The 18,954-nt window shown below is 63.2% G+C and carries 17 protein-coding genes; 9 read left to right on the top strand and 8 right to left on the bottom strand.

Annotated features, from left to right (window positions below; genetic code table 11):
- Positions 1-23: 23 nt before the first annotated feature.
- Both DMP11_RS03440 and DMP11_RS03445 read right to left on the bottom strand, forming a co-directional pair.
- Complete coding sequence (locus DMP11_RS03440) at positions 24-500, bottom strand: MogA/MoaB family molybdenum cofactor biosynthesis protein (RefSeq protein ID WP_123185110.1); 477 nt, start codon at positions 498-500, stop codon at positions 24-26.
- Positions 501-512: 12 nt separating this feature from the next.
- Positions 513-1,760 (bottom strand): molybdopterin molybdotransferase MoeA, encoded by a 1,248-nt coding sequence (locus DMP11_RS03445; RefSeq protein ID WP_194950497.1) that lies wholly within the window; start codon positions 1,758-1,760, stop codon positions 513-515.
- A 423-nt stretch (positions 1,761-2,183) separates the two neighbouring features.
- Here DMP11_RS03445 and DMP11_RS03450 point away from each other — a divergent pair, with 423 nt between their 5' ends.
- From DMP11_RS03450 to DMP11_RS03465, 4 genes are all read left to right on the top strand, one after another.
- Positions 2,184-2,753, top strand: coding sequence for a helix-turn-helix transcriptional regulator (locus tag DMP11_RS03450; protein WP_123185112.1), 570 nt, complete (start codon positions 2,184-2,186; stop codon positions 2,751-2,753).
- Between the two features lie 150 nt (positions 2,754-2,903).
- Positions 2,904-3,539: a putative ABC transporter permease gene (locus DMP11_RS03455; RefSeq protein ID WP_123185113.1), complete on the top strand. Its 636-nt coding sequence runs from the start codon at positions 2,904-2,906 to the stop codon at positions 3,537-3,539.
- 324 nt (positions 3,540-3,863) lie between these two features.
- A complete protein-coding gene (gene alr / locus DMP11_RS03460) occupies positions 3,864-5,312 on the top strand; it encodes an alanine racemase (protein ID WP_123185114.1) in 1,449 nt (482 codons plus the stop codon).
- 6 nt (positions 5,313-5,318) lie between these two features.
- A complete protein-coding gene (locus DMP11_RS03465; RefSeq protein ID WP_214647026.1) occupies positions 5,319-5,888 on the top strand; it encodes a uracil-DNA glycosylase in 570 nt (189 codons plus the stop codon).
- A gap of 385 nt (positions 5,889-6,273) precedes the next feature.
- Here DMP11_RS03465 and DMP11_RS03470 read toward each other — a convergent pair whose 3' ends face one another.
- From DMP11_RS03470 to DMP11_RS03485, 4 genes are all read right to left on the bottom strand, one after another.
- On the bottom strand, positions 6,274-6,861 hold the full coding sequence (locus DMP11_RS03470) for an LOG family protein (protein WP_123185116.1): 588 nt from the start codon (positions 6,859-6,861) through the stop codon (positions 6,274-6,276).
- A gap of 66 nt (positions 6,862-6,927) precedes the next feature.
- Positions 6,928-8,880 carry a fructose-1,6-bisphosphatase gene (locus DMP11_RS03475; RefSeq protein WP_123185117.1) on the bottom strand — a complete coding sequence of 651 codons (1,953 nt, stop codon included), beginning with the start codon at positions 8,878-8,880 and terminating at the stop codon, positions 6,928-6,930.
- A 358-nt stretch (positions 8,881-9,238) separates the two neighbouring features.
- On the bottom strand, positions 9,239-10,084 hold the full coding sequence (locus tag DMP11_RS03480; protein WP_123185118.1) for a DegV family protein: 846 nt from the start codon (positions 10,082-10,084) through the stop codon (positions 9,239-9,241).
- A gap of 36 nt (positions 10,085-10,120) precedes the next feature.
- Positions 10,121-10,597 carry a MarR family winged helix-turn-helix transcriptional regulator gene (locus tag DMP11_RS03485; protein ID WP_161555278.1) on the bottom strand — a complete coding sequence of 159 codons (477 nt, stop codon included), beginning with the start codon at positions 10,595-10,597 and terminating at the stop codon, positions 10,121-10,123.
- Positions 10,598-10,836: 239 nt separating this feature from the next.
- Here DMP11_RS03485 and DMP11_RS03490 point away from each other — a divergent pair, with 239 nt between their 5' ends.
- From DMP11_RS03490 to DMP11_RS03510, 5 genes are all read left to right on the top strand, one after another.
- Positions 10,837-11,826 (top strand): acyl-CoA dehydratase activase-related protein, encoded by a 990-nt coding sequence (locus DMP11_RS03490; RefSeq protein WP_123185120.1) that lies wholly within the window; start codon positions 10,837-10,839, stop codon positions 11,824-11,826.
- Complete coding sequence (locus tag DMP11_RS03495; protein ID WP_214647025.1) at positions 11,819-13,081, top strand: hypothetical protein; 1,263 nt, start codon at positions 11,819-11,821, stop codon at positions 13,079-13,081. The genes DMP11_RS03490 and DMP11_RS03495 overlap by 8 nt, the downstream gene beginning before the upstream one ends.
- The gene (locus DMP11_RS03500; protein WP_123185121.1) at positions 13,078-14,085 is read left to right on the top strand and encodes an acyl-CoA dehydratase activase; all 1,008 of its coding nucleotides are present in this window, start codon (positions 13,078-13,080) and stop codon (positions 14,083-14,085) included. The genes DMP11_RS03495 and DMP11_RS03500 overlap by 4 nt, the downstream gene beginning before the upstream one ends.
- Positions 14,086-14,108: 23 nt before the next feature.
- Positions 14,109-14,870 (top strand): DNA-deoxyinosine glycosylase, encoded by a 762-nt coding sequence (locus tag DMP11_RS10635; RefSeq protein WP_306811813.1) that lies wholly within the window; start codon positions 14,109-14,111, stop codon positions 14,868-14,870.
- A 122-nt stretch (positions 14,871-14,992) separates the two neighbouring features.
- Positions 14,993-16,162, top strand: coding sequence for an MFS transporter (locus DMP11_RS03510; RefSeq protein WP_161555279.1), 1,170 nt, complete (start codon positions 14,993-14,995; stop codon positions 16,160-16,162).
- On the opposite strand, the gene DMP11_RS03515 is transcribed toward DMP11_RS03510, so the two are convergent.
- Positions 16,159-17,538 (bottom strand): aldehyde dehydrogenase, encoded by a 1,380-nt coding sequence (locus DMP11_RS03515; protein ID WP_123185123.1) that lies wholly within the window; start codon positions 17,536-17,538, stop codon positions 16,159-16,161. The two genes, DMP11_RS03510 and DMP11_RS03515, sit on opposite strands and share 4 nt — an antisense overlap.
- Positions 17,539-17,776: 238 nt before the next feature.
- A complete protein-coding gene (locus tag DMP11_RS03520; protein ID WP_123185124.1) occupies positions 17,777-18,691 on the bottom strand; it encodes a LysR family transcriptional regulator in 915 nt (304 codons plus the stop codon).
- Between the last annotated feature and the right edge of the window lie 263 nt (positions 18,692-18,954).

The raw sequence follows: 18,954 nt of genomic DNA on the forward strand, positions 1-18,954 counted from the left end.
CCCTTTGTCTCAGGGCGGCGGTATCAGTGGCCGCCGCCGGCCATCATCTTTACGGCGTGGGGGATGACGCCCGCCACTCCTTCCCAGTTTTCGGTGGCCGCCTTGGTGGAACCGGGCAGGTTGAGCACCAGCGTGCGGCCCCGCTGCATGCACAGGGCACGGGACAGCATGGCGTACGGGGTGATTTTCATGGAGTGGGCGCGCATGCCCTCGGCGATACCCGGCACTTCCCGGTCGCACACGGCGCGGGTGGCCTCGGGGGTTACATCGCGCAGCGAAAGCCCGCTGCCGCCGCAGGTGAGCACCACGTCCACCTTCAAGGCGTCGGCCGCTTCCACGATGGCCGCGGAAATCTGCTCCTGCTCGTCTTTCACGATCACATGGGAAGCGCACTGCCAGCCGGCTTGCCCGATCAGCCGCTCCAGCGCGTAGCCGGCGGCGTCTTCGGAAAGCTGGCGCGTGTCCGAACAGGTGACGATGGCAAATGTGATGGCGCTCATGGCCCTTCCTTTCTACAGGCCCAAATCCTCGGGCACGCCCAAAAGCAGGCACTCGATAAGGTCGCCCGTCTGTTTCGATTCCAGCCCCTCCGGCATGACGGCCAGGCAGTTCGAGCGCTGGATAGGACCGAACAGCCCCGAGCTTTGGTTTTTGTCCGGCATCACCTCAAAGCCGCCGTCGGGGCAGCGGGTAATAGTGGAGCGGAGGAAGATGCGGCGCGGATCGCGTTTGCGCACGTCTTTGGCCAGGCGCGCCTGAACGCTCATGTGCTGAACATGGGCGAAACCCTGCATGCGTCGCAGCGCCGGGCGCACCAGTAGCTCAAAGCCCACGTAGGCGGCGGCCGGGTTGCCGGGCAGGCCAAACACCGGCGTGTCGTTCACGACGCCGAAGGTTTGAGCCTTGCCGGGACGAATGTTCACCGTGGTCATGAGCAATGTGCCCAGCGATTCCACCACCGGCTTGATGAAGTCGAAGTCGCCATTAGAGGCGCCGCCGGTGGTGAGCACGAAATCGCACTCGGCGGTGGCGGCGGTGATGGCCGCGCAGAGGGCCTCGAAAGTGTCCTCGACAATGGGATACACGCGGGGAACGGCACCGGCAGCTTGAGCGCAAGCTGCCATGGCGTAACTGTTGGAGTTGCGGATTTTGCCGGGAGTGGGAACAGCGGGCGGCTGCACGAGCTCGCTGCCGATGGCCAAAATCCCCACCACGGGGCGACGGTGCACCGGCACGTCCAAGATGCCGCAGCTGGCCAGAAAGCCCACGCCCGCCGTGCCGATTACATCGCCGGGCTGAATGACCACGTCGCCGGCGCGCGCCTCTTCGCCCGCCTGCCGCACATTGGAGCCCCGCTCGGTGGGAGCAGCAAAGGCTACGGTGCTACCGGGCTTTCCGTCGCCCTCCAGCACCTCCACAATCTCATACTTCACCACGCTGTCGGCATCGGCGGGCAGCGGCGCCCCGGTCATGATGCGCACGCACTCCCCTTCGCCGATGGGGCCTTCAAACACCTCGCCGGCCGCCTCTTCGGCAATCACCTTCAAAGGCACCGGGGCCGCTTCGGTGGCGCTGGCAATTTGGGATGCGCGCAAGGCAAAACCGTCCATGGCAGAATGCGCGAAGGGAGAAATATCGATGTCACTGCTCAATGGGGCGCAGGCCACACGGCCGCAGGATTCCAGTAGCGGCACCACCTCTTCCCCGAGAGGGAAAACGGCAGAAAGCACTAAGCTGCGAGCTTCTTCCAGAGAAATCATTTCGGCCACGGAAAGACCTCCTTCTCATGCGGGGTGCTGCTGCGCTGCCCGCGATTTTTGAATAGCGGCATTATATCTCTTCAAGAATACAATGGAAGTGCCGAGGAACTCGGCCGAGAAGGCCTTGCGCGAAGATTCCAAAACGCATCCTCTACCTATAAATTGAGTCAGAGACATTATTGGATATGAATATGCGTTAGATTTTTTCGATAATCTCAACCTAAATCAGTCAAAACTCCTTTATGCTAAGTAAATCACTCGCTTTTGAAGCATTTGCACTTCTGCACTTCCGTTCTTCCGCTCTTCCGTTCTTCCGTCGCATCGCTGTGCTGCGTTATTTTTGCGGCTCCCGAACGGCACCCGCTCCACCGGGCCGCCCGAGCGCGGTCCCCCACTACCCACCTTCCAGGGAACGGAGAAACCATGGGCCGCCTCAGCAACGCATCCTTCACATCAATAGCTGCAGCCACGCTGGGCTCCCTCATGATTGGACTTATTTCCGGCGCCACCGTCCACGCCCTTGTGCGCCGTACCGAACTCATTTCGGCGCAAAAGCGCAACGCCCTGGCCGACGCCTCAGAGGCCCCTCGCGCCGCTCGCCCAATTGCCTGCGAAAACGCCGATGCAGCCTTCCCCGCGGACGCTCCAATCAGCTGCCGCCAGCCCATCACCCCCGCGGGGGCACTGGGGCCGCGAGCTGCCGCCACTCCAGTCTCCGCCTCCCTTGACCCCCAGCAGACAGCCCCGAAAGACCCGAACCGCCGCGGTTTACTTGATTGTTGGAATCAACTGGGGCTCACCCATGCGGAAGGCCGCGTAGCCCAGCGCATCATCAAAGGGGACGCGTTCTCGACCATCGCCAGCGACCTGGGAGTTTCCCACGATTCGGTTCGGCAAACCGCCTGCCGCATTTACCGGAAAGCCGGCGTGGGCCGGCGCAACGAATTCACCGCTCGCGTAGTGGCACTGCAGTTCGAGCCAACGGCGGAATAACCGCCGCCCCCCCCCTCATCCCGCACGGCAACAACCCAGCAACGATGAGTCAAAAAGCCTCCGCCACCGCCCCGCAACGGCCGCATCAGCGCTACGTTTTTCTTGGTTTCCTCGAAGCCGCATGCAAGGCGCGAGGAGAGAGGGCTGGCAATGAAAACGCACACGCACAAGATAACCGCCAAAAACGAAGTGGGGTTCGCCGCTTTCAGAACCTGGCCGTTTTGGCGCGCCATCGTGGTGGCGTTTTGCGTAGGATGCATCGTGGGCCATTGGCTGGAGATTCCCTACTGCATGTTCATGAACTACTTTTTCGGCATCGTCGATCCCGACTACGCCGTATGGACCGACCCCTGGTACCACCCTTACTGGGTGTACGGATTCGGCGCCATGGCCATGACCTTCCTCATTGAGCCCTTCAAGGAAGTCATCATTGTGCGGCGCAAAACCATGTGGGGGGCGTTTTTGGAAACCCTGCTGTACGCCGTGCTGCTGGCCATGCTGCTGGAGCTGGTGATTGGGTGGCTGGTGAACCAGCCAGATCAAATGGGCAACTACCCTTATTGGGACAACTCGAAGCTGCCGCTGAATGTGTTTGGCCAAGCATGGCTGGTGAACGATTTTGTCATCGGGCTGGTGGCCATGTTCTACGTGTGGGTGATGTGGCCGCTCATCTGCAAGGGCCTTGGAAAGGCAGGGCCGCGCGGCGCCAACATCACCATGGCTGTTGTGGTGGCGGCCTTCGCCATCTGCTGCGCCGTCTCCTACATCCAACTGGCCCTGGCATAGGGTTTGCGAAACCGCAGGGCGCCCCCCTGCTCCGAAAACGCAAAGGCAGAGATAGAATCTCTGCCCTACGAATTCGACCTGCGGTGCATCCTGGCTGGGCCGGTTGGGCGGGGCGGAGCGAGGTCCGGTTAAGCCAAAGGAGTGCCGAGACTACAGGCTCGGCGCGACGACGCGTCGAGCGCAGCCCCGTCCAACCGGCCCACCCTCCAGAAACACACATGAGTCATTAGAGTTGTCCCTTTGTCTCCCATGCCGAGTCGGCGCGGCGGTGCGGGGCACTTCGCGCTATACTTTCTGCCAAAGTGCAACAGGATTGGACGGTTCATGGATTCTCAGATAAACGGCTTCACCGGTTTCGGCAGGCATAACCCCGGCTTCGTATCGGCCAAAGACGCCATCCGCAAGGCGGAAATTGCCGCCCAGGCCGCCAAAAACGACCCCGTGCAGCAAGCGCGCCAGACGCTGGCCCAGGCGCAGGCGTTTACCTCCGGACTGGGCAGCGGCGCCGATGATGCCAACGCCCATCGCGGCAGCGCCCATCGTTCGGCTGCGCTGAAGTTCGCCGCCCCGGTGTCGTCCCGCGACAGCGGCCTTACCTTCGACCCGGAAAAGCTGGCCCGCATCCCCGAAGCGGACCGCCGCTGGGCATGGGTGGAGGTGGACCTTTCCGCCATTCGCCACAACACCCAGGCGGTGCGCAACCGGCTGGCCCACGGAGTGCGGCTGATGGCCGTGGTGAAGGCGGATGCCTACGGCCACGGCGCAGTGCCGGTGGCGAAGATGGCCCTGAACTCCGGTGCCGACTACCTGGGCGTTGCCACGGTTGACGAGGCCATCGAGCTGCGGGAAGCGCTGATCGGCGCGCCCATCTTGGTACTGTCGCAACCGCCGGCCGAGGCCATTCCGCTGCTTTTGGGCTACAAGGTGATGCCGGCTATTTACACTGCCGACTTTGCCATCGCCTACGCTGAAGCTGCCGATGCCTTTGGCATCTCCGCGCCGTTTCACCTGGCGGTGAACACCGGCATGAATCGCATCGGCGTGCGCTGGGACCAGGCGGCCGAGTTCATGCACCAGGTGGGCTTCCACCGAGCCCTTGAGCTGGTGGGCACCTTCACCCATTTCGCCACCGCCGACTGCACCCAAACACTTGACTTCCAAATTCAGACGAAGCGCTTTTTGGAGGCGCTCTCGGCGCTGCGCATGGCCGGCGTGGACCCGGGCATCGTGCATGCCGCCAACTCCGCCGCCGCCATCCGTTTCCCCGACGTGCACTTCGACATGGTGCGGCTGGGCATCAGCCTCTACGGCTTCTATCCCTGCCCCGAAACCCTCACCACGATCGACCTGAAGCCGGCCATGAGCGTATACGCCCGCATCAGCGACGTGCGCACCGTGCCCCTGAGCGACGGCGTGAGCTACGGGCTGCACTACCGCAGCCGCGGTGCCCACACGAAAATTTGCACCATCCCCATCGGTTACGCCGACGGCCTGCGCCGCAGCCTCTCCAGCCGCGTGCGCTTTTTGTACAACGGCGCCCTGATGCAGCAGGTGGGCAACATCTGCATGGACCAGTGCATGTTTGAGATGGACCCCTACGCCCACGGCCTGCGGGAACGGCGCGAGCCGGCCATCGGCGACGTGGTGACCATCATCGGCGGTGATGGCGACAACGTGTGCACGGTGGAGGGCATGTGCGAACTGCTGAACACCATCCCCCACGAGGTGTGCATCGATTTCGGAACCTCCCGCATGCCGCGGCTGTACCACTAGGAGCCCATGATGCCGAAACCCCATATCCCACTTGAAGAAATTCGCACGTCGGTGGAAAGCTGCCGCCGCTGCCCCTTGTGCGAGGGGCGCACCCATATCGTGTTCGGCGAAGGCAACCCCGAGGCCCGCGTGATGATTGTGGGCGAAGCGCCGGGCAAGAACGAGGATCTGCAGGGGCGCCCTTTCGTGGGGGCTGCCGGCAAGTACCTGGATGAGCTTTTGGCGATGGCGGAGCTGGCGCGCGAAGACGTGTTCATCGCCAACGTGCTGAAGTGCCGCCCGCCGGGAAACCGCGACCCACGCCCGGAAGAGATTGAAGCCTGCACCCCCTACCTGCGGGAGCAAACCCGCACCATCTCGCCGAACTTCATCGTGACGCTGGGGAATTTCTCCACGAAGTTCATCCTGAAAACCGATGTGGGCATCACACGGCTGCACGGCAAACTGGCCCAGGCGGGCAAGTTCCAGGTGTTCCCGGTATACCACCCCGCCGCCGCCTTATACGACCGCAGCAAACGCACCGCCCTGGAAGAAGACTTCGCCACCCTCGGCCGCCTGCTAGCCGAGGAAGCGTAACAGGGGACGGGGATAACGTCAGGTCCGGACCTGCAATAGCATCCTGGGTGGTCCGACCCGACAGGCCCGTTGTGCTTTTGGCGACGGCTCGGATCAGAGCATTTTCGTAGGGCAGAGATTCTATCTCGGCCTGAAGCCGCAACCCTACACGGGCCGTCCGTTTAGGCAGAGATAGAATCTCTGCCCTACGAATTCGACCAGCGATGGCATCTTGGCTGGGCCGACCCGGCGGGTCGGAGCGAGGTCCGGCCAAGCGGAGCAGAGGGGAAATCCACTCGCCCGCCAGGGCGAGTTAGTTCCCCTCGTACGGAGCGTCGAGCGCAGGCCTGTCGGGTCGGCCCACCCCCCCAGAAACCTGACGTTATCCCCGTCCCCTGTCATGATCCTAGCCGAATTGGGCCAGGAAGGCACCGCCTTTGCGGGTGGGCGGGTGCTCTTGGGAGTGGGCCACCAGGCGCGCCAGCTCTTCCACCGTGCCGGGAAAATGAGTGCGCTCCATGTCGGCTTCATCGAAGAAGCCGTGGACAATCATGGATTCCAGCATCTTGATGAGCGGATCGTAGAAGCCGTCCACGTTCAGGAAGAAGCACTCGTGAGGACCCATGTCCAGCCGCACGCGGGTGAGGATTTCGCTGATTTCCTCCAGCGTGCCCACGCCGCCCGGCAACGCCACGAACACGTCCCCCAGACCGATCATCATGGTTTTGCGCTCGGCCATGGTTTCCACCACAAAGAGGTTGGTGAGATGGTGCTGCTCAACTCCGGCGTCGATGAAAAACTGCGGCTCCACGCCGTCCACCTCAGCGCCGGCTTCCAGCGCCGCGCGGGACACCACCCCCATCAGCCCCACCGAGCTGCCGCCGTACACCAAGCGGTTGCCGCTTTCGCCAATCCATTGCCCCAGCTGGCGGGCCGCCTCCACAATGGCGGGGCTGTCGCCCATGGCCGACCCGCAATACACCGTTATGTTCACAAACGCCTCTTTCCGCGCAGTTAGCAAATGCAGCGCTCAAGCATAGCACAGGGCGCAACCGCGGCGTTAGGCGCGCTCCTTCAGGCGTCCGGTGCGGTAAGCCTCCAGCAGCGCCTTCAACTCCTCCACCTGGGCGGCAAGCTCGCGGCCGCGGTCGGTATCGGCCACCAGCGTGCGGCGGTCTACCCGCTCCACCACGCGCCGCGACGAGTGGATGTCGCACTCGTGCAGCACCGCGTCTTCCCGCGACCCCAGCGGCTGATGGGCCGCCAGAATGAAGCCATAGGAGTTGGAAATGAGGGTGTAGCCAGCAATGCCGGTGGTGGGCTGGTAGGCCTCGGAGAAGCCGCCGTCGATCATGAGCACCTTGCCGCCGCACTTCACCGGGTCTTCGCCGTCTTTGGCCTTCACCGGCACGTGGCCGCACACGATGCGGGAATTGGCCGGGTCCATACCAAAATCGCGGAAGATGCCGTCAATCACCTCTGGCTGCTCCAGCAGCTGGTAGAAGGGGTTTTTCACCTCTTTGCGGGCGGCCTTGTCGGCCACCAGGTACAGCTCGAAGGTGGCCATCTTGCTCTTGGCGAACAACGGCGAGCCCTCCCCCAGCCACAGGTACCACAGAAGGTCGCGGCCGCGGCGTCGCTCCTCTTCGTCGCTGCTGAAAAAGGCGTTGCGCACGTGGGCGTCCAGGCAATCGTACAGGGCGCGCCCCGCCACGGTTTCGCCGAACACGTTTACCGCCTTCAGGCTGCCGTCGGGGTTCAGCGGCACGCAGGCGTGGAACAGCAGGTTGCCGTTGTGCACCTTGTACAGGGCGCCGTGATCCAGCAAAAAGCGCATGTGCCGCTGCAGCTTCTCGCAGTGGCAAAACGCCTGTTCAAGACGCTGCATGATGGCTTCTTCCTCGGGGGTGAGGCGGTAGGGGTCGCTCCAATCCACCGTGGGGAAATGAGTGTCCAGCAGTGGGTATTCCACTCCGTCCACCACCACGGTGCCGGCCTGCGGGTTCACCTGCGACAGCAGCTTGCGGTCTTCCATGGCGAACTCGGGATAGGCGTCGATCAGATGGCCCTCCACCTTGAACTGGATGACGGCCATGGCCTTCTGGATTTTCTCGCACATCTCCCGCTCGGCGTCGGAGATGGCGGGGCTGCCCTTCAGGGCGAAGGCAGTGCACGGGTCTTGGGCGTAGGTGCTCATGGCGAAGCGGGCCAGCGGCAAGATGTTGATGCCGTAGGCGTCTTCCAGAATGGACAGGTTGCCGTAACGGGCGCAGTTGCGCACCACGTGGGCGATGCAGCCCCGCTGCCCCAGCGAGGCCCCCATCCACACGATGTCGTGGTTGCCCCACTGGATGTCCAAGCTGGGGAATTCCGTCAGCGCATCCATGATCACGTGGGGGGCCGGGCCGCGGTCGTAGATGTCGCCCAAGATGTAGAGCTGGTTGATGGCCAGCCGCTGCACCAGGTTGCCCAGCGCCTCCACCAGCGCGGGCCCCTGCCCCGACTCCACCGCCGAGCGCACCAGGGCGCGACGATAGGCCTGCTTGTCCATCCCCAGGCCGTCTTCGGCCATCAGCTCTTCCATCAGCGTGGCGAAGGTCGGCGGCAGGCAACGGCGCACGTAGGCGCGGGTGTACTTCTGGGCGGCCCGCTTCGCCACCGCCACCAGCTGCGGCACCATCCGCATGTACCAGGCCATGGCGTCCGGCTCTTGGGCCAGGCAAATTTCCGTCTTCTCGCGCGGGTAGTAAATGAGAGTGGCCAGGGCGCGCTTTTCCTCGTCGCCCAGCTCGTCGCCGAACACGTCGTCGATTTTCAGCCGGATGGAACCGGAGCCGTTGCGCAGAATGTGGGAGAAGGCCTCATATTCGCCGTGGATGTCGGAACAATAGAAGTCCGTGCCCTTGGGCAGGTTCAAGATGGCGCTGAGATTCATGATCTCGGCCGCGGCGGCGGCCTGCGTGGGGTAAAGACGGGAAAGCTGCTTCAGGTAGCGCTCTTCGCTGCAATCCATGGGGGCTCCTTCGTTAGGGTTGAACGGGCACCATGGTAGCGGAGCGGGGCGCACCTGACGGCGCGGCGCGGCGCCCCGGGCGCGCCCCATCGGCGAAGGCGGCACAGCGCGGGGCGCCCCATCGGCAATGGCGACGCGGGGGGTGCCACGTCTGCAACGGCGGCGCGACCGCCCGTCCTTCGTAGGGCAGAGATTTTATCTCTACCTAAAGCCCAGCCGCAGTCGCACCTTAGGCAGACATAGAATGTCTGCCCTACGAAAACTGGGCAGAACGCAGTCGCATCTTAGGCAGAGATTCTATCTCTGCCCTACGAAAAGCCAGACGATATGCAACCACGGCAGTCGCATCGGGACGGGGCTAGTCTTGGGCGAAGAAGGCCACGGCTATGGCGTCGGGGCCCACATGGGTGCCGATGGTGGCCCCCACGCTTCCCTGCGGCAGCTGATGGGTTTCCGTTTCCCACAAATCGCCGTGGTCGGCGATGTACTTCTGCAGAAGCCCGTCGGAAAGCCCCGTGTAGCCCACCATGTAGGGGCGGGAGAAATCCACGCCGCCGGCGACAAGAATCTGCTTCTTCAGCAAGTTGGCGCCGTTTTTGGAGCCACGGGCCTTCCCCAGCACCGCCACTTCGCCCTCCTCGATGGAGATGACCGGCTTGATGGCCAGCACCTCCCCCATCACGGCGGCCGCGGCGTTCAGGCGGCCGCCTTTGCGCAGGTACTCCAGCGTGCCCAGCAGCGCCACCAGCCGCACTTGGTGCCGCTCTTGCTGCAATTGGGCCGCCACCGCCGCCGCGCCCATGCCCTCATCCAGCAGCTGGCGCGCCCGCCGCACCACCACCGCCTCGCCGATGCAGGCGTTCAGGCTGTCCACCACGTGCACGCGCCCCGGATACACGGCGGCGGCCGCCAGCGCGCTTTCGTAGGTACCGGACAGCTTGCTGGAAAGGGTTACCACCAAAAGCTCATCGGCCTGGGCCAGCCCCTCTTCGAAAGCGGCGGCGAAACGGGCCGGCGGAATCATGCTGGTGGTGGGCAGCTGGTCAGATTCAATCAGCCGCTCGTAAAACTGCCGATGGTTGAGGTCCACCCCGTCTTGGAAGGTGTCACTACCGAAGGTGACCTCCAGCGGTACCACGCAAATGCCAGAAGCGCCCTGCGGGATGTCGGAAGCGGAATCGGTGACGAGAAGGGTTTTGGTCATGAGGGATTTCCTTTCAAGGTGCTTACAACAGCGCCGCTAGCAGGAGCCTTTGCGGCAAGGCTCGGGGCAGACATCGGCCACGCACTGCTCGGCGCCGCGCACCACCAGCTCTAAAGCCTCGTAAAAATCGGCCCGCTGACGGGGGCTCAGCAGGCTGCCGCCCTTCGCGAACAGCGCATCGATGCGGGCATTCAGCTGGGCCACCACCTGGGCTCCCGTCTCAGTGAGGAAGAACGGCGTACGGTAGGCGCGCCCTGTTTCGGGCGCCGTCTTGCGCACCAGCCCCTTAGTCATAAGCTGAGAAAGCGCCCGGGAAATGGCGGCCTTGTCCTCGCGGCAGCGGTCGGTGAGCTGCACAGCCGACAGCCCCTCCGGCGCCCGCCCCAGCTGATAGAGCACCATGGCATGGGCCCCCTTCAGCCCCAGCTTCTTCATCTCGCAGTCTTTCACCCGCTGCACAATGCGGTTGAGTTCCAAGATGGAGCTGGTAAATGTGTCGAAGCGATTTTCCATCGCCGCCCTTTCAAGATGTTGACGAAACAACATCTATCATAGCCGCACCGCCCCGAAGGCGCAAACCGCGCGCGGCCGGAATCGACCAGCGGACGGCAAGCGCACCTCCCCTTTCGGTGCCAACTGCACAACGGCGCCGCTTGGGCGGCTATTGTCAACCTTGCAAGGCTTTCGCAGAAATGTTGTTTGCTCAACATCTATCATATGGAAGGTTTACGCAAATCGAAAAGAGGTGAAAGATGGCCGTTTTGAACGATGCGGCCCACGTGAAAGTAGTGGGGCTGCCGCGGGCGTTGCTGTACTACCGCTACAGCACCCTGTGGGAGACGTTCTTCCGCAGCCTGGGGCTTCAGGTGGTGGTGAGCGACCCCACCGATCGCGCCATTTTACAGGCGGGCGAAGAGGTGTCCAGCGACGAAAGCTGCCTGGCGTCCAAGGTGTTCATGGGGGCGGTGGCCAACCTGATCGGCCGCTGCGACGCCGTGTTCATCCCATCCTACGCCAGCGCTTCGCCGCGCGTGGGATTCTGCACCAAATACCAAAGCGCCCCCGACATGGCCGCCAACACGTTCCGCGACAAGAACCTACCGGTGATCAGCCTGCTGGTGGAACACCTGGACAACGAGCGGGAAGTGGAAGACGCCTACGTTGACCTGGGCAAGCGCCTGGGCTTCAGCACAAAGGAAGCCAAGCGGGCCTACAAAGCCGCCCGCAAGGCGCAAAAGGCCACCGACGAGCTGTGGGCGAAAAACCAGGAAACCGCGCTGAAGGACATCAAGCGCCTGCGCCACAACACCGGCGACGCCCCCATCACCATCTTAGTGGTGGCGCACCCCTACATCGGCCACGACCCCTTCATGGCCGACCCGGTGCTGGACGCCCTGAAAGAGGCCGGCGCCATCGTGCTGTTCGCCGACGAAACCGACAAGGCACGGGCATTCAAAAAGAGCTTCGAATTCACCACCACCATGCCGTGGGTGATCAACCGCGAACTGATCGGCTCTATCTTAAGCCTGCAGGACAAAATCGACGGCATCGTACTGATCAGCGCCTTCCCCTGCGGCCCCGACTCCATGACCGACGACGCCATCATGCGCTGTATCGAGGGCACCCCCATCCTTAACCTGCTGATAGATGCCCAAAACGGCACCGCCGGCATCCAAACCCGCGTGGAGAGCTTCATGGACATCCTGCAATTCCACAAGAAGGGAGGCTACCTGCATGAGTAACGACGGCGACCGCAAGCCCTTCCTCAGCAGCCCGCCCCGTAAGCGGGAAAATTTCGAAGCGGGCGACGCGAAGGCCCCCGAATCGCTGCAGTGGCGCATCGCCGTGAGCAGCGAGAAACGGCGCAGCCCGCTTTTGCCGCGCAAGAAGGACAAGCCGAAGAAAGACAAGCGCCATAGTCCCAACCGAGTGGCGTTTTTCCGCTACGCCTACTACGACCCCTGCTTCAAATACTTCACCGAGCAGGTGCTCAACGCCGAGTACCTGCCGCTGCCGCCCCCCACGCGGCGCACCGAGGAAGTGGGCACCCAAAACTCCACCGATTACGTGTGCACTCCCTTCAAGCACATCCTGGGCGACTTCGTGGACGCGCTGGAGCTGGGGGCCAACGTGGTGGTGCAGTTCTGCGGGCCATGTCGGCTGGGCTACTACGGCGAGCTGCAGGAGTCCATCCTGCGGGAAATGGGCTACGACAATTTCAGCATGCTTAACTTCTCCAACGGCCTGGACGTGAACAGCGCCGTGGGCTGGACCCGCGAGTGCCTGCGCCAAGTGAACCCAGACATCAACGTGCCGAAAGCGGCGTTGAAGCTAATTCCCCTTACCCATATGGTGGCCCACGTGGACAGCGCCTACGACTTTTACCTGGCCAATGCCGGCTTTGAGCGGGAACCGGGCGCCTTCGACCAGGCCTGGGCCGCCTACCTGGACGCCATGAGCGCCGCCACCGACGAGAAAAGCATCCAGGAGGCCCACGCCCGCGGCATGGAGCGGATGCGGGCCATTCCGCTGGACAAGCCGGAGAACCCCATCCGTATCGGCATCGTGGGCGAGATGTTCACCGCCATCGACCCGCGCTCGAATTTGAACCTGGACAAGAAGCTGCTGGCCATGGGGGTGGAGGTGCATCGCATGATGAACCTCACCAACCGCTTCGTGCGCTACAACGAGCCCAACCTGCGGCAATCGGCCCGCGACTACATCAGCTACGACATGGGCCCCACCTCCACCATCACCATCGTGGCCGCCAAAAAGTACGCGGCGGACGGGTTCGATGGGCTGGTGCACGCGAAGTCGGCCGGCTGCACGCCGGAAATCGACTGCGAACCGGTGCTGATGCGCATCGCGGAAGACTACTCCATTCCCATCTTGTACCTCACCTACGACGCGCAGACCAGCGACACCGGCCTGGACACGCGGCTGGAGGCCTTCTACGACATGCTGGCCATGAAGAAGCAGAAAGGAACCTTGCGATGAAGGAAGCCTATTTGGGCATTGACATTGGGTCCATCTCCACCAAGGGCGTGGTGATCGACGAAGACCGCAACATCGTGGCCCGCAGCTACCTGTGGACGGAGGGCAACCCCACCGAGGCCAGCAAACGGGTGGCGCGCCAGCTGAAGGAGCAGCTGGACGCGGCCCAGGCGGAAGGCGGCGAAGCGCTGGAAATCGTGGGCGCCGGCACCACCGGCAGCGCGCGACGGCTGGTGGGAGCCATGCTGGGGGCATCGGTGATCAAAAACGAGATCACCGCCCATGCGGTGGGCACCACCCATCTGCACCCGGACGTGCGCACCATCTTGGAAATTGGCGGGCAAGACTCCAAAATCATCTGCGTGGCGGACGGCATCGCAGTGGACTACGCCATGAACACCCTGTGCGCCGCCGGCACTGGCTCGTTCCTTTCCAGCCAGGCGCACCGGCTGGGGGTTGAGGTGGAGGAGTTCGGCGACATCGCCCTCACCTCTGAAAAGCCCGCCAACATCGCGGCCCGCTGCACCGTGTTCGCCGAGTCCGACCTGGTGCACAAGATTCAGGTGGGCTACGCCCGCGAGGACATCATCGCCGGCCTGTGCCACGCGGTAGCCTCCAACTACCTGAACAACGTGGGCAAGGGCAAGAAGATTCTGGCGCCGGTGGTGTTCCAGGGCGGCGTGTCGAAGAACGCCGGCGTGGTGGACGCCTTCGAGAAGCAGCTGGGCATGCCGGTGGCAGTAGACCCAGACGGGCACCTGATGGGCGCCTACGGCGCGGCGCTGCTGGCGGCGGACGCGGGCCCGGTGCGCAACGCCGAGAGCGGGCCCTTCGCCAGCGGCAGCTTCGACTTCGAGGCGGTGCAGGACTTCGATTTCAAAACCCGCGAAATTGAGTGCCAGAAGTGCGCCAACCATTGCGAAGTGATTTGCGTGTACCGCGACCGCGACATCATCGACTCGTGGGGCAACCGCTGCGAAAAGGGCGCCGTGAAAACCACGGCGTAAGCCACTGGCGCGAAAGGGCAGCCATGGGCACGCGGGAAGACAAGAACTGGGAGCTGATTGGCGACGTGCTGGCGGCGGAGAACAGCGGCAAGAGCCCGCGGGTGTTCTCCTCCCGCCGCACGCTGTTCGGCATCCCCTCGGCGCTCGACCAGGAACTGGAAGCGCTTTCCAACGAGGCGGCCGAGCGGGCGCGGGGCCAAATGGCCCAAGAGCAAGGGCCCCGCAAGGCCGCCGGCATCGACGCCGCCCCGCGCGAGCCGCAGCCGGAAGACGGCTGGAAGGCACCCGCAGCAGCCCATCGGGTAGTGCATCCCTTGGAGCCGGTGTTCGACGAGCAATCGTCGGTGCTCATCCTGGGCACCATGCCCTCGCCGAAATCCCGCGAAACCGGCTTCTACTACAACCACCCGCAAAACCGTTTCTGGAAAGTGATGGCGGCGCTGTTTGACGAGCCGCTGCCAGCGAGTAACAGCGAGAAACGCGCCCTGGCGCTGCGCCACGGCATTGCCCTGTGGGACGTGCTGGCGGAGTGCACCATCAAGGGCGCCTCCGACGGCTCCATCGCCGACTGCGTGCCCAACGACATCGGCTGGCTTTTGGGGAAGGCCCCCATCCAGGCGGTGTTTTGCACCGGGGCCAAGGCGGCCGAGCTCTACGCCAAACGCTGCGAGGCGGCCGCGGGAATGCCCGCCACCCGCCTTCCCTCCACCAGCCCCGCCAACGCCGCCACCTCATTGGACCAACTTATAGAGGCTTACCAGGCAATTCTCCCCTTTTGCCGCTAACTTCCAACTCGCCCCGATTCCCAAAAACCCGAACTCCAGCAGCCGACACTGCGCCGCAGCCCGCTCTTCCGTCTGCGTCATTCTCCCCTCTTGCCGTTGGCGACAGTCATACAATGGGCGGCATGGCTGAATCGAGAACAACCCTTCCCAACCGGCTGCCCTATCTGTTGATGGGCGGCCATATCTGCGTGGACGCGGCCCAAGCGGGGCTGGCCGCCGTGCTGCCCTTTCTGGTGCTGGACGGAGGGCTTTCCTACGCCCAGGCCACGCTGCTGGTGCTGGCTTCCAACATCGCTTCTGCCGTCATACAGCCGCTGTTCGGTTGGCTAGGCGACAAAAAGGCGCGCCCCTGGCTGATGGCGCTGGGCGTGGTGCTGGCCGGCGGAGGCATTGCCGCCATCGGCCTTTTGAAAACCTACTGGCTCATCGTGCTGGCGGCCCTGATAAGCGGCATCGGCAACGCCATGCTGCATCCGGAAGGCGGCCGCCTGGCCAACCTGGTGGGCGGCACCGACAAAGCTGTCAGCATGTCGGTGTTCTCCGTGGGCGGCCAGGTGGGCTTTTGCCTGGGGCCCATCATCACCGTTGCCGCCATCAACGCCTTCGGGCTGGCGGGCACGCTGGTTTACCTGGCCTTTTGCCTGCCTTATGCGGCGGTGCTTTTGGCCTTCAACCGGCGTTTTCTCTCCTTCGGGCTGCGGGAACAAGCGGCCGAAGGGGCGCAAGTGGCCCGCGACCGCTGGGGCGCCTTCTCTGTGGTGATGGGAGCCCTCTCGGTACGCTCCATCGTGTTCTACGGCGTCACCAGCTTCATGCCCTTGTTCATCATCGGCACCTTCGGAGTGGAGCAAGGGTTCGCCTCGGCCCTCATCACCGTGTTCTCGTTGGCAGGCGCGGTGGCCACGGCGCTTTCCGGCCTCGCCTCTCACAAGGTGAGCATCCCCGCCCTCATGGTAGGGGGCTTTTGCCTGATAGGGGCCGCGATGCTGGTGTTCGTCTTCTGCCATAACCTGCCGCTGTGCATCGCGATGCTGATGCTGATCGCAGTGGGCACCAACATCTTCAACCCGCCGGCGGTGGCTTTGAGCCAAAGCTATCTGCCGGCCCACCTGGGCATGGCCTCGGGGCTTTCCTTCGGCGTTGCGGTGGCGGTGGGCGGCGTGGTGTCGCCGCTGCTGGGCATGGTGGGCGATGCTGTGGGCCTTACCCCCGTGCTGTTGCTGCTGGTGGCGTTTTCCGCCGTGGGGCTGGCCTCCTCGATTGTCACCATGCGCATCGAGAAGCGCCGCTAGCGCAGCACCAGGCGCATCAGCCGCTCGTTCAGCTTCCCGTAGGGTTGGTAGCGCAGGGGCACGTCCACCCACGTTGCCTGGTTCACGATGGACTTCCGGTGGCTGAAGGTGTCGAAGCCCACCTTCCCGTGATAGGCCCCCATGCCGCTGGCGCTGAAGCCGCCGAATCCCATGTGGCTGCTGGCCAGGTGCACCACCACATCGTTGATGCAGCCGCCGCCGAAGCGGGCCCGGGCCATCACGCGCTTCGCCTTCTCGCCATCGGACGTGAACAGATAAAACGCCAGAGGACTGGGGCCCAACGCCAGTCGCTGCAGCTCCTCATCCAAATCGCTATAGGCGATGATGGGCATGATGGGGCCGAAAATCTCCTCCCCCATCACCGCATCGTCGAAGGAAACCCCCTCCATCACCGTGGGGGCAATTTGCAGCGTGGCCGGGTTCGACTGGCCGCCCATCACCACCTTGGCGGGGTCGATAAGCCCCAAAAGCCGCTGGAAATGATGCTGGCTCACAATGCGCCCATAGTTGGGGTTCTCCAGCGGATCCGCCCCGAACTGCCGCTTCACCTCGGCAATGACCGCCTTCAGAAACGGCCCCTTCACGCTCTCGTGCACCAAAATGTAGTCCGGCGCCACGCAGGTTTGGCCGCAGTTGAGGAACTTTCCGAACACGATGCGCCGCGCCGCCAGCGGGATGGAGGCGGTTTCGTCCACGACGCAGGGGCTTTTGCCCCCTAGCTCCAGCGTGGCGGGGGTGAGCCGCTCGGCGCAATGGCGCAGCACCACCTTCCCCACCTCTTGGCTGCCAGTGAAAAACACCATGTCGAAAGGCTGATCCAGCAGCGCGGTGTTCTCGGCGCGGCCGCCGGTGACCACCGCCACGTACTGGGGCGGGAAGCACTCCGCCACCATTTGGGCGATAACGGTGCTGGTGGCGGGCGAATAGTCGCTGGGCTTCAGCACAGCGGTGTTGCCGGCCGCCAAAGCGTCGATCAGCGGGTCCACCGTCAGCATGAAGGGATAGTTCCAGGGGCTCATCACCAGCACGGTGCCAAAGGGCGACGGCTGCACGTAGCTGCGGCCGGGCAGCTGGGTGATGGAAGAGCGCACCCGCCGCGGCCGCGCGTAGCTGGCCACATGACGCAGCATGAAGCTCAGCTCGCTTTGCACCAGGCCCACTTCGCACATGTAGGACTCGTAGGCGCCTTTGCCCAGGTCGGCCTTGAGAGCGGCGCTTATCTCCTGCTCGTGGCCGCGAATCCAGGCCTGCAAAGTGCGCAGCGCCTCCAGGCGAAACTCCACCGGCAACGTGGCGCCGGTCAAAAAGAACTGCCGCTGCTCGCTCACCAGCGCGGCAATGGCTTCAGCTTCCATGTTCGTCCTCCCTCACGGGTACGGAATATGAGCGGGGCCGCCGCCAATCAGGCATCCTCCCCGACGGCGAACCTGCAGTCCGAGAGCGTTCGGCGAAGCGGCTATCCTCGCGGCCCTTCCCCACTTAGAGAGAAAGGGCGCCTCTGCCAAGCATAGCGCTTCCGACAAGCGCGCGGGCGCCGTGTCACAAAATTGGGGTTTTGCTTGCACGAGCGCGCAAATGCGTGGCCGCAAAACTTTAAAGCTGGGCCCCGCCCTGGGCAAGCTGTGCGAGGGCATCGTGGAACGTGATTATGGCGGGATCGCGCTCGTCTGCCCGAAACAAAGCGCTCACCGTAAGAGCCATTCCTTCATCCGAGAAATCCAGCACGGTATACCCCTCGGGGAAACGACGGGACTGGGCCAACGTCTTCTCCATAAGCAGAACATCACGGCCGAACTCAATGGTATGGAAATCCGTTATGGACTCCAAAAACACCACACGGGTCGAGCTGATGATTTCATGAGTTGTCAGCAGCGACGAAATAGCCGCATTGCCAAGGATCTGGTACGTGCCCATAGGCTTTATGAGCGTCCATTCGCAAAGGTCGCGGCAGCTTATGGTCGATCGATTGGCCAAGGGGTGGCCCTGGGCCACCACGCAAACCAGGGGGTCCCGGAACAGCGGAACAACCTCAAGGGATGACGCCATGGGCTGCCCCGCATCAAGCATGGTGAAAATCGCGTCCACCTCCCCCGACTCTAACGCCTCCTGGAGCGGCCGCGTCACGGCGTTGCGAAACACGAGGGAAATTTCCTCGCCAGAGCAATCGAGCGCAGCGACGGCCTTATCGGCCCATGCGGCAACAGTTGGGTTGTAAACCATGCCTCCAACGGTGACGCAATTTGCCCGATGCCCCAAAGACCTCATTTTCCGGACTACGCCATCATGGGCTTCCACAAGCGCAGACGCCTCTTGAAACAGCAATCGCCCGGCCTCGGTAAGCTCTATCCGCTGCCCGCTGCGATCAAACAGCACCACGTTCAGTTCGCTCTCCAACAGCTGAATGTGCTTGCTCAAGCCCGACTGCGTCATCTGCAATTTCTTAGCGGCCCGCGTAAAGTTTAGGCAATAAGCCAGTTCGAGAAACTCCCTCAGATGCTCTATTCTCATGTGCACCCCTTGCAATTGCCCCTATTGTCCCCCGGTTAATTGTATCGCGGATTCGCCCTTTCTTTAACCATGAATCAAACAGCCTTTCGCAATGACGCCATGTTCTGAGCAGGCGTTATTCCGTTTCTTGATGGGAAGATGGCAGAATATCATCGCATCATTGCCTCATTTCGTTTCCCTATGACAAATGATCCGCGTATTTTCCGAATCGAGGCGGACGGCAATTTGCCAGAAGGCAAAAACCGCCTTGGCCCTCGGGGCCA

This window comes from Parvibacter caecicola (assembly GCF_003725335.1).
Taxonomy (GTDB): Bacteria; Actinomycetota; Coriobacteriia; order Coriobacteriales; family Eggerthellaceae; genus Parvibacter; species Parvibacter caecicola.